6 protein-coding genes and 3 pseudogenes are annotated in these 12,120 nt (G+C 63.9%); 6 read left to right on the forward strand and 3 right to left on the reverse strand.

The features are described 5' to 3' along the window. Both A7A76_RS01510 and A7A76_RS01515 read right to left on the reverse strand, forming a co-directional pair. Window positions 1–724: SDR family NAD(P)-dependent oxidoreductase (locus A7A76_RS01510; protein WP_206409536.1), on the reverse strand; the 724-nt coding region annotated here is incomplete at its 3' end. A gap of 8 nt (window positions 725–732) precedes the next feature. After that, window positions 733–1,014, reverse strand: coding sequence for a DUF2798 domain-containing protein (locus A7A76_RS01515; RefSeq protein WP_343225262.1), 282 nt, complete (start codon window positions 1,012–1,014; stop codon window positions 733–735). A 524-nt stretch (window positions 1,015–1,538) separates the two neighbouring features. Between A7A76_RS01515 and A7A76_RS01520 the strand changes: the two are divergent. The 6 genes and pseudogenes from A7A76_RS01520 to A7A76_RS26170 form a co-directional block, all read left to right on the forward strand. Next, window positions 1,539–2,501 (forward strand): annotated as a pseudogene (locus A7A76_RS01520) (LysR substrate-binding domain-containing protein); the annotation flags it as partial. A gap of 484 nt (window positions 2,502–2,985) precedes the next feature. Beyond that, window positions 2,986–8,364, forward strand: a complete 5,379-nt coding sequence (locus A7A76_RS01525; RefSeq protein ID WP_206409539.1) for an RHS repeat protein — start codon at window positions 2,986–2,988, stop codon at window positions 8,362–8,364. A gap of 11 nt (window positions 8,365–8,375) precedes the next feature. After that, entirely contained in the window at window positions 8,376–9,326 is a 951-nt protein-coding gene (locus A7A76_RS01530) for an RHS repeat domain-containing protein (protein ID WP_206409540.1), read from the forward strand. Further along, entirely contained in the window at window positions 9,326–9,829 is a 504-nt protein-coding gene (locus A7A76_RS01535; protein WP_206409541.1) for an OmpA family protein, read from the forward strand. The genes A7A76_RS01530 and A7A76_RS01535 overlap by 1 nt, the downstream gene beginning before the upstream one ends. Before the next feature lie 714 nt (window positions 9,830–10,543). Beyond that, entirely contained in the window at window positions 10,544–11,059 is a 516-nt protein-coding gene (locus A7A76_RS01540) for a hypothetical protein (RefSeq protein ID WP_206409542.1), read from the forward strand. Window positions 11,060–11,088: 29 nt separating this feature from the next. Then, window positions 11,089–11,340: pseudogene (locus A7A76_RS26170) on the forward strand (OmpA family protein); the annotation flags it as partial. A 16-nt stretch (window positions 11,341–11,356) separates the two neighbouring features. Here the strand turns inward: A7A76_RS26170 and A7A76_RS01550 are convergent. Then, window positions 11,357–12,120 (reverse strand): annotated as a pseudogene (locus A7A76_RS01550) (ATP-binding domain-containing protein); the annotation flags it as partial.

Genomic DNA, 12,120 nt, shown 5'->3' on the forward strand with positions numbered 1-12,120 from the left:
CGGACGCGGGCCGCGCCCGCGGCGGCAGCAACGCCGGCGCCGGCGCGCGCAGCGCGTAGGGCACGATCGGGCGCGGCGGCTCTTCGCTGATGTCGTGATCGATCAGCGCCATCGCGCGCTGGCCGACCGACAGGGCGCTCGGCCATTCGGGGCAGGAATGGCGTTGGTTGAACTCGGTGCACACCGGCGTGTCCACGGCCAGCAGCTGCACCCGCACCGCCAGCTGGCGCGCTTCGTCGTGCAACACGCGCGCGAGCATGCGCAGCGCGGCGGCGCCGATCGAGCGGTGGCCGTAACCGGCCCAGGGGTGCTCGCTGCCGGGGCCGCCGATCAGCACGTAGGTGCCGCCGCGGTCGCGTTCGGCCAGCAACGGCAGCAGGTGGCGGGCCGCGGCGAGGTGGGGGAGGAGATCCTCGTCGAGCTTGCGCCGCAGGAACTGCGCCGGGTTGTCGAGCAGGCGGCCGCGCTCGGCGCTGCCGCACACCGCCGCGACCACGCCGGCGAGCGGGCGGCCGAGCTTGCGCAGGGCGCGCGCGAGCTTGGCGCCGGCGGCGTCGTTGGCGACCGAGCCGGCGAGCACGGTCAGGTCGGCGTCGGGGTAGCCGGCCTTGAGCGCCTTGAGTTCGCTGGCGCTGCGCGCGACCGCGACAACCGGGCGGCCGCTGTCGATCGCGGCCTGCACGACCCCGCGGCCGACGCCGCCGGTGGCACCGAGTACAACCAACGGGGCTTTCATTGTCCCGCCCCTGGGACTTTCCCTCCCACAACCGGGACGATCCCGTGACGCTTGTCATCCCGGGTGTAGTGCGCGAGCACGGCGCCGACCGCCGGCATCAACAACATGGCGGCCGGCAGGGCGATGGTGAAGGCCAGCACCCAGGCCAGCATCCAGGCCTCTTCGGCGCCCTGGGCGAGGCCTTGGCGGAACACGACCACGGCCAGCCCGATCAGGACGGACATGGCCACCGACATGACTGGCAAAAATGCGTACCTGGCTTGGCGTGGGGTCAACATGGCGGGGGGACCTCGTGACGATGTGCGGCACAGGTTAGAGACGCGAACGGGTCTTGATTAGCCCGGGATTCAGGGAATAATTGTCCCGGCAACGGTCCAATCCCGGCTCCGCTCCCCTTGAAGGCCGGCGGACGCGCCCCAACCCCGATCCTGCGAAGGGGGGCCGCCGCGCAGGGCATCGCACGACGGGGCTACTTTCGGCGTTCGCCCCGGACGGCGGCAGTGGAGGCGATCAATCCACGCCGGTGACAGCCGTCACCCGACAAACGACCGACACCGCAACGATCCACCGCGCCGGCAGGAGCCGGCGGGCGCCAACCGCAAAGGATTCGCCGGCTGCACGCCGGCCGCCGCGCCGCGATCGGCGCGACGACGCCAGCCGTTCCGGCGCGCCCGCAGCGCGCCACGCCTCACCGCTGCACGTACACATCGACACAACGTCCGTCTCGCGTTCGAACACAATCGCTTGCCGACCCCGGGTCTGCGGCGCTGCGTTCCAGCCATCGAACCAGGAGTCCAACCCCGTGGCTCACGATCTCAACGACACGCTGATCTTCGTCAAGGTGGTCGAAAGCGGCAGCTTCATCGCCGCCGCGCAGGCCCTGCGCCTGCCCAAGACCACGGTCAGCCGCAAAGTCCAGGAACTGGAAACGCGCCTGGGCGCGCAGCTCCTGCACCGCACCACGCGCAAGCTCGGCCTGACCGAAGCCGGCAACGTCTACTTCGAGCACTGCCAGCGCATCGCCCGCGAACTCAGCGAGGCCGAAAGCGCGGTCGGCCAGCTGCAGGGCGGCCCGCGCGGCTGGCTGCGCATCACCGCGCCGTATTCGGTCGGCATCACCTGGATCGCGCCGCTGCTGGGCGAATTCCACGCCCGCCATCCGGAAGTGCGGGTGGAGATGAACCTCAGCAACGAAACCGTCGACATGATCGACCAGGGCATCGACGTCGCCCTGCGCGTGGGCGCGCTGCCGGACTCGAACCTGATCGCGCGCAAGCTGGCGGTGTTCCGCACCCAGATCTACGCCAGCCCGAACTACCTGGCGCGCCACGGCGAACCGCTGCACCCCGACGACCTGCGCCACCACCGCACCCTGGCCATGCCCAAGTCGCGGCGCAGCAACAACGAATACGTGTGGCCGCTCAGCGACGGCGAACGCACCGTCGATTACGTGATCGACCCGGTCATGGTCGCCAACGACCCCGGCCCCCTGCGCGGCGCGCTGCTGTGCGGCGAAGCGCTGATGCTGGCCGCCGACGTCACCGTCAAGGCCTTCGCCGAACAAGGCTACGTGCAGCGCGTGCTGGCCGGCTGGACCGGCCCGGAGTACGAATTCAACGCGGTGTTCCCGCGCGGCCAGGTGCAATCGCCGAAGGTGCGCGCGTTCGTCGACTTCCTGGTCGAACGGCTGAACTTCGACGCCGACTACATGCAGGTGCTGTGCCCCGACGCCAAGCGTTTCCGCAAGGCCTCCGAGGAAGCCGAAGCCGCGCTCGCCCACGGCCTGGCCAAGGAAGCCGGCGAACCGCGCACGATCGCGGTGCCGGTGGTGGAAGCGATCGAAGCCATCGCCGAGGCGGTGGACAACGGCGGCAAGCGCCCGGGCAAGACGCGCACCGCGGCCAAGGCCGAGACCGCACCGGCGCGGCGCGACGATACGCCCAGCGACGAGGATGCGGCGCTGGTTTGAGCGATACCGCGGCGCTGAGCGCCGGACCGTTTCGTTGTGTGGATCCCCGTCGCCTCGCGGTCGAGGCGGCGGGTTTTTTTTTGGCTGCTGATCAGCGATCGGCGCATCGAATCCTGCTTTTTACAACTGCAGGGATCAAAGCAAGTCACGCGATTTATGCCCCGCTATCGATGTGACTTGAATCTTGATTTCCATTGCTGCAATGATCTACTCGGGGTGGGTCAAGGATGCCCCAGAAATAGGCAGCTTCAGCCGCAACGGCTGATCCATGGACGATTCTATGAATTCGATGAATGAGCGATTTCTTCGCAGCGGTGCGTTGCGATTCGGCTTGGCGTGGGCGTTGTTCCTGGCCTCGGCGTTCGCGCTGAATCCGGCGCGCGCGCAGCACACCGACTGGCCCAACGAATACGCCAGGCGCGTGCGCGCGACCGAAAACATCTCGCCGTTGTCGGACGAAGCGTTCGGCGACAAGGTCAACCTGTTCAACGGGACCGTGCGCTTCAGCCACGACCTGATTTCGCTGCCGGGCAACAGCGCGCTGCCGGTGTCGCTCGGCATCTTCCTGGATCCGCACGACGTCACCGGCGGGCCGCTCAACGGCAACTGGGACCTGGACATTCCCTACGTCGGCGCGGTGCACCACAACAAAAGCGCTGAAGCCAACGGCTGGGTGCCGGTGCCGCCGCCGGTCAACAACGGCTATGTCGATTTCGACTATTCGATGTTCTGGAGCGGCAACCGCCTGACCCTCAACGGCGGCGGCGGCGGCGATTTGCTCAAGATCACCGACGATCCCAAGCGAGTGAAACCGAACAACTCGGTGACCTACACCTTCGCCACCAAGGACGGCTGGTACTTCTCCGAATTGCCCGGCGTGCAGAACGGCCCCGGCAAAGGCCTCGTCGGCTATGCGCCCGACGGCAGCAAGTACACCTTCGACTGGCTCGTTTATCGGCGCTACTCGTCGATCACCCATCCCTGGGGATACAACGTCTCCAACGCCCTTCTGCATCGCTACAAGCTCAAGCTGTACGTCACCAAGATCGAGGACCGCTTCGGCAACTGGGTGAAGTACGAGTGGGAGTACGACCATCCCAAGCGGATCTACGCGAACGACGGGCGCGAGATCACGATGACGTACACCGATCCGGTGCCGTACCTGTTCGCCGGGAACGTACAGACCAACCTCCTCTCGGCCACGGCCAACGGCCGGACCTGGACGTTCAGCTACCCCTCGGGCGAAGGCGGTAACGTCCAGAATCCCGACGGCACCGAATGGAAATACGAGGGACCGGCGCAACTCGACGCCTTCCGGCTCGATGTCGCCGAGTACCTACTTGACCCCGAAACTAATCAAACCTATCTCAAGCAAAACGTGCCGTGCTCGCCGGGCGCGATCTTGAAGGACACCATCAGCCGGGCGCGTATCGTCCATCCCTCCGGCGCGGTCGCCGAGTACGTGTTCAAGTCGATGCGGCACGGGCGCACCAATGTTCCCTACTGGTGCGAAACCGGCCTGGACGAAGGCAAGAGCAAGCGCAACCGCTTCTCCACGTTCCACGATACCTGGTCGATCGTGGAGAAGCGCATCGCCGCCGCCGGCGTACCGGAAAAAGTCTATAGCTACAGCTACGATGGCTTGGGCGAGGGCTACCAGCCCCAGGACGAATCGCGCTGGGACATCGGCGCCGGCTGGAACGCCAAGTACGCGCCGGCCGCGCCGAATTACAAGACCGTCACCGTCACCGAGCCCGACGGCACCCAGAACGTCCACACGTTCGGCCGCGACCGCGACATCAACGAGGGGCAGCTGCTCAAAGTCGAAACCAGGAAAGCTGGCACGACCTACCGTACCGCGCTCAACACCTACGTCGGCGACGTCGAAGCCGGCGGCATGCCCTTTCCCGATTGGATGGGCACGAATGGCGATGAGTACGCGGACAAGCTGCCCAATTCCAATCGGCCGCTCAAGAGCGTGTCCACGCAGCAGGACGGCGCCGTCTTCAACCGCGCCATCAACGCCTTCGATGCACTGGCGCGGCCGGTCAACACGACGGCATGGTCCTCCGGCACCGCCAACGACGGCAGCCGCACCACCGCCACCGAGTACCACGACGATCTCGCCCTGTGGGTGCTGGGACAACCGGCCAAGGAAACCAACGCCAACACCGGCTGGGTCACCTCGCAAACCACGTACGACGCCCAGGCGCGACCTTCGCAACGCTACGCATTCGGCCGTTTGATCGAAAGTTACGGTTACAACGCCGACGGCACTCTCGCCACGGTCACCGACGGCGCCGGCAACGCCACAACCCTAAGCGCCTGGAAGCGCGGCGTGCCGCAATCGATCAAATACGCGGATGCGAGCAGCGACTCAGCCGTCGTCGACGACAACGGCTGGCTCAGTTCGGTGACCGACGAGAACGGCTACACCACAGGCTACGACTACGATCCGGCGGGCCGGTTGAAGACGGTGACGCCGCCGTCCGGCGATACCAACGCCTGGAGTTCGACGCAGATCAGCCTGACCCGTCGGGACATGACGGAGTACGGTCTCGCGCCCGGTCACTGGATGCACACGACGGTCGTCGGCGGACGCTACTGCAAGAACGTGTTCCTGGACGGCTTCTGGCGTCCGGTCCTCACCCACGAGTGGGACTGCGCCGACATCCCGGGCACGCTGCGCGCGCGCGTGCAGCGCTACGACGAAAAAGGGCGAACGGTCTTCGCAAGCTATCCGCTGGGCTATGGCGGAGCCTTTCCTGACGTCTTTTCCACGACGTTGAAGGGCGCCTACACCGATTACGATGCTCTCGGCCGGGTCTCGCTGATTCAGCAGGACAGCGAACTGGGACGGTTGAGTACGCGCACCGAGTATCTGGCGGGGTTCCTCACCCGCACCACCGACCCGCGCCAGTCCCAAACCACCACGGCCTACCAGACCTTCGACCAACCCAGCATCGAGGCGCCGGTGTCGATCGCTCATCCCGAAGGGGCGCGCACCAACATTTGGCGCGACGTTCTCGGCGCCGCGACCGCGATTCGCCGCAGCAGCGAGGATGGCGCGACGCAGGTCACCCGAAGCTACGTCTTCGATGGCGAGCATCGCCTGTGCAAGACCATCGAGCCCGAAACCGGCGCCACCGTGGTCGGGTACGACGCGGCCAACAATCCCGCCTGGAGCGCGTCCGGCCTGCCCTTGGGGGCGACCGACAACTGCAATCGCGATGAGGCATTGGCCTCCGGCCGCGCGGTCAGCCGCACCTACGACGCGCGCAATCGCGTCAAGACCTTGAGCTTCCCGGACGGCCGCGGCAACCAGACCTGGACGTACTACCCCGATGGCCTGCCTAAGGAAATCGCGACTCAGAACAAGCCCGGCGGCGACACGGTCACCAACCGCTACTCGTACAACAAACTGCGCTTGCCGACCGCCGAGCAAATGATTTTCGACAGCTTCGAGTGGGGTTTCGGGCTGGGCTATACCAACGAGGGAAAACTCGCCTCGCACACCTATCCCAACGGGCAACAGGTCGCCTACGATACCAACGGCCTAGGCCAACCCACGCGCGCGGGCAGCTACGCCAGCGAGGTGAGCTATTTCGCCAACGGCGGCATGGCGCGCTTCGTTTACGGCAACGGCATCGTCCATACCCTGCAGCAGAACGCGCGCGGCCTCGCCGAGCGCAGCCGCGACGCCGGCACGGCCACCGTGCTGGACGACAGCTACGACTACGACGCCAACGGCAACGTCGCCGCCATCAGCGACGGCCGCGCGGGCGCACCGGGCAACCGCAGCATGACCTACGACGGATTGGACCGGCTGACGGCCGCTGCGTCGTCGATGTTCGGCAATGCGTCCTACAGCTACGACGCGCTCGACAATCTGCGTACGGTCGACGTTGCCGGCACGGCGACCGTTCCGGGTCGTCAGCACGTCTACTACTACAACCGATTGAACCAGCTCGAACTGGTCAAGACGCCGGACGGCGCCGGTGTAATCGGCCTGGGTTACGACGAGCAGGGCAACCTGCGCAACAAGAACGGCAAGTCGTTCGATTTCGACTTCGGCAACCGCCTGCGCGAAGCCAAGGATGCCGAATCCTATCGCTACGACGCCCACGGCCGTCGCGTGTTGTCCACCAGTCCTTCGCTGGGCCGCATCGTCTCGATGTACAGCCAGGATGGCGTGCTGCGTTACCAGCGCGACTTCCGCAAGGAGAAGGACATCGCCTACTTCACCTTGAACGGCAGTCTAGTCGCCAAGGCCACTACGCCGACGGCACCGGACCTGCCGGTCTTGGACGTTCCGAGCTATGTCTCCCAAACCAGCTATACCGTCAAATGGACCAACGTGACCGCTTCGGGCAGTTATGAGCTGCAGGAGCGGACGAACGGCGGCGCGTGGCAAGCCTTGTACAGCGGCAGCGAGCGCAGCCGAACAATCACGGGCCACGCCAGCGGCAGCTATGGCTATCGGGTGCGCGCCTGCAGCGCCGCCGGCGGCTGCGGGAATTGGAGCGTCGAAGCAACCGTGCAGGTCCAACGCGCGCCGACCGAAGCACCAACACTTACCGTACCCGCGACCGGCTTGAACGGTCAGTACGGTGTGAACTGGGTCGCTGTCGGCGGCGCCACCGACTATGTGCTGGAGGAAAGCTTCAATGGCGACGCCTGGTCAACCGCTTACACCGGCACCGACCTCACTCGGTCGTTCAGCGCCAAGCCCTATGGTTCCTTCGCTTACCGGGTAAAGGCCTGCAATCCGGCAGGCTGCGGTCCAATCTCCGCCGCTAGTGCCGTTTCGGTTCTGTACCCGCCGGGAACCGCGCCTTCGCTAGCCGCACCGGCTCAGGCCGAATCGGGCAGCTTCACCGTTAGCTGGGCAGCGATCGGCGGCGCGAGCCGCTATGAGTTGGAACAAAGCGCTCTGGGCGCCCCCTGGGCGCTGATCCAGGATGCCGCGGCGACCAGCCGCTCCATCACGGGCGGAACGACCGGCGGCTATCGCTATCGAGCGCGCGCCTGCAACGCCGCCGGTTGCGGTGCCACGTCGGCCGAGATCAATGTGCAGGTGTACGGTCCTCCGACCGTGGCGCCGTCCATCACATTGGACGGCACCAGCAATACCGGCACGTTCCCGGTCAGTTGGACGAACGTCAGCGTCGGCACGCCCACGAGCTACCAACTGGAAGAGAGCCGCGAAGGCGCCGCCTGGACACTGGTCTACGACGAGCCGGTACTCGGCAAGACCGTTTGGAACCGCGGAGACGGTCGTTACGGCTACCGCGTGCGCGGCTGCAATGCTGCTGGCTGCGGCCCCTACGCCGACGTTCGCTTCATCACCGTGGACCTGCCGCCAGCCACACCGGCCATCACGTTGGCTGACTGGCTGCGCAACACCCTGAAGGGACGCGTGGTTAACGACACCTGCACGGTGCGATGGAACGCGTCCGCGAAGACGCAGAACTATGAACTGCAATCGTCGGATACCGGCACGCTGCTGTACCGCGGCACGGCGACCCAGGTGGTCTCCACTTCGAGTGGTCAGTACTGTGCCCTGAACTACGCCGTGCGCGCATGCGGTACCGGGGGCTGCTCGGCGTGGTCGACGCCGGCCTATCCCGCGACCCGCCGCACTGAGCCGATGGATTAAGGAGAAGGCGCATGAAAAGGAACATCTTGAAGTGGATTTCGGCGGCCGGGTTGACGGTCGCCGCCTTAACCGCCCAGGCCCAGACGGTGGTGGAGTACATCCATACCGACGCGCTGGGCTCACCGGTGGCGGTTACCGATGCGAAGCAGAACGTCGTCGAGCGCAGCGAATACGAACCGTATGGCCGATTGATCAATCGGCCGCTGGAGGACGGGCCGGGATATACCGGCCACGTAAGCGACGCTCAGACCGGCCTTAGTTACATGCAACAACGGTACTACGATCAGGAACTGGGCAGGTTTGTTAGCGTGGATCCGGTCCCAACTCAAATCGTGAAAAGCATCAGTTTTAACCGTTACTGGTACGCCGCCGGAAATCCTTACAAATTTGTCGACCCAGACGGTCGCTATGTCTGCTCTGGCGGCAAGGCTGATTGCGATATGTTCGACAAAGCGATGGATAAAGCCAGATCAGCTGCCACTAACCCTCGTTTGACCACGGATCAGAGAGCTGCGCTGCAAAAGAGCGTTAATTTCTATGGGGAAAAAGGCAAGGAAGGAGTTACCGTGAAATTCGGCCCGGTCAAGACCGGCTACGCAATGACTGAAACGAATGAAAAGGGCATCGGGAACGTCACCTTCGATCTCGCACAAATTGTAGGCAAGAGCGTGCCATCGGATCTGGCTCACGGCGTCGCAATGCGGGCATTGCATGAGGGCGATCACGGCGCGCGCATCGTTGAATCCGGGTACCCAGCCACTCGAGCTGATCGCATGAATAGGGAAGTGCATGGATATTGGGCAGAAGCGTACTATCAGAAAGCGAATGAGTACCTTCAGAACGGGCAAAACATTTGGGCACCATGGAACCCGGGCGAAGGATTTGACGAAAAACTAATCCAAAATCGAGCGCGGCGCTCCGTAGAATCGGCCTGCGGCTCGTATACCGGAGGAAACTGTTGATGTCTGCATTACAGCGAATCTTCATGCTAGCGGCGCTCTATTTTTTCCTTGCTGCATGCAGCAGCACACATGAAACGCCGTCCCGGCCTGATCGAAGCAAGGCATTTGTTAATAATGATGAGTTTCGCGGGATATATTTCAAAGAAAATTCTCCTCAAGGTGAAGAGGCCATCCACTCGGCCCTGTCGACCACCCTTGGAGATTCGAGGCTGGCCTTGGCGCACGATCTTGAACTTATCAAAAAATTTAACAAAGACGAAAAATTCAGGGTCGTTGGATTTACCGATAACGTTGAATGTCAGGCATCCGATTGCAATGCACTGTCATTACGAAGAGCTAAGGCATTTCAAGACTGGCTTATTGGGAAGGGAATTTCAGCCACTCGATTCTATCCACCTCGCGGTTACGGCAGCGCTCGCCCCATTGGTAACAACCTGACTGAGGTGGGGCGCGCAACGAATAGACGAGCACATATTAGCTATGGGTCTGACTTGGACAACTGAAATCGCCGCAAACAGTTGCGGTGCTTTTCTCGAGAAGCCACGCCGGCAAGATCGATTAAATCGTTGAGGCCAAGACTGGAGATGCACAGCTATCGAAAGGCCAGGAGAAAATCTTTGCCGACGTTCAGGCCGGGCGCGCAGTAACGCCCGTCGGGAAAAACGCGGAAAGGGCTGGGCTAAAACCTGGCCAACCGACTAGGATGAAGGCATGCAGCGTCCATCGCCCTCCCGGATGTTAGGAGACATCTGAGCACCCCGTCGACTTTTACCGTTGACTTCGTGGCAAAGGGCGAGCAGCCCGGTGAATGGAACCTCGTTCTAGTCGAGGAAGGCCCGTGGCAAAAGACTCAAATCAAAGACCATCTCCGCAGGCTTCAGGATCGGCTGTTTGAATGCATCGACGCCGCACTGGATGGGCTACTTGCTGCAAAGTTTCCCGGTTCAGTTGGTGCAAGGGTGATAGTCCTCGTCGACGGCTATAACCTTCCAAGACGCGAGGTCGAAGAGTTCTTTGACCGATTCTCCCATGGGTTTTTTGAGATCGAAGACTACAAGAGTGCGTTAAGGTCAAACGCATACGTTAAATGAAGAACGCGATAGCGGGAAGCATATGGGCCCTGGATCAGCGTATGAAGTTGATGCGGACAATTTCCAAAAGTTACTTGGATATCCTGCCGGGGGACACCAGAACCTCGACCAAAAGGATAAATCGCAATGAAAAAGGCGCATATTATTCTTCTTGCCCTTCTTTTTTCCCCGTTCACAAGTCGCGCGGAGAATGGTATCACTCGTCCGCTCGGCTCGGTTTATGACCAATCAGACACCATCGTGTCCGGCCTCATTGTCGGCGCCAGCCTCGGACCTTGCGGAGGGCAAGATCCTAGCGCGGTGTATGTCATGAAAGTCCGACAAGTGTTGAAAGGCGACATCCGCCATGAAGAAAAAGTAAAACTCTGCGGCCCGGCCCCTATTTTGATATCCGAGAACTACATCATTGCCGGAAAAGTCAACGAATCGCGGGAAATAATTTTCTCGGCCGATGCAGTGGTGTTGAGGCAACCGCGCAATACGTATTTCAGACTTATCTCTTATGACACCCCGTACGTGACGTCCGAGCTCGGAAAGACCTACGGCATAGGCTTGGAAGAGCCCGATTTCTTCAAGCGTTTCGGTAAAAAACTCGGAATCGTGCAGACCGCGGCCGAAAAGCTGCCGAAGCTGGCGCCGTAAAAGCTGCTCAATCGTCATATTGCCATTGCCCCGGGACGCGAATGCGCGCAGTCGGCCACACCGATACGCATGAGTGCAGTGCCGACGATTGCATGCGGCTATCGCTGCGCCGCGCCGAGTTCATACACCGCTGGCTCATCGCCAACGGCATTCCCGAGACAAGGCTAGGCCCACCTAAGGGTTACGGCGCTGCTCGACCGGTCGGCGACAACCTCAGCGAATCCGGACGCGCCAGAAATCGCCGCGCGTGCGTCGCTTACGAGTCCGCAACCACCGACTGATCCGCCCCTCTCACGCCAACCGCCAAGCCAACCCCGACACCCGCGCCGCGTGCCGCGCCAGCGCCGCGCGCAGCACGTTCTCGCTCGCGGCCAGATGCACCTCGCCGCGCGCGCGGGTCAGGCCGGTGTAGACCAGTTCGCGCGAGAGGTGGCGCGCGTCCTGGCGCGGCAGTTGCAGCCACACCCGTTCGAACTCCGAGCCCTGCGATTTGTGCACGGTCATCGCGAACGCGCCGCTGTGCGCGGGCAGGGCGGAGGGGTGGAAGGCGCGCACGCCCTGGGCGCCGCCGGCGAACCAGGCGACGGTGCCGGCGGCGGGATCTTCGCGGCCATCGGCGGCACGCGCGCGCAGGCAGACGCCGATGTCGCCGTTGAACAGGCCGTGGCGGTAGCTGTTCTCGGTGATCAGCAGCAGGCGGCCGTGGAAGTAGGCGGCGCGGTGCGCGCCGGCCAGGGCTTCCTCGATGCGGGCGTTGAGCGGCGCCGCGCCCTGGCCGCCGTCGCGCAGCGCGGTCAGCAGGCGCAGGCGCGCGGCCAGGGCCAGCGCCTGTTCGGGATCGTCGGCTTCGCCGATCGCGCGCCACGCCGGCAGCAGGCGCTCGCGGCCGCTGCCGGCGAGCGGGTCGTGCACGTCCTCGTGGAAGTGCACGCCGCGCAGTTCGCCGCTGCGCAGCAGCGCCAGCGCGGTGTCGGCGTCGCCGCTGCGCACGGCGTCGGCCAGCGGCGCCAGGTGCAGGCTCTCGGCCTGGCGGTAGCCGCGGCGCAGGTGGACGCGGCTGG

Source organism: Lysobacter enzymogenes (genome assembly GCF_017168095.1).
Taxonomy (GTDB): Bacteria; Pseudomonadota; Gammaproteobacteria; order Xanthomonadales; family Xanthomonadaceae; genus Lysobacter; species Lysobacter enzymogenes_D.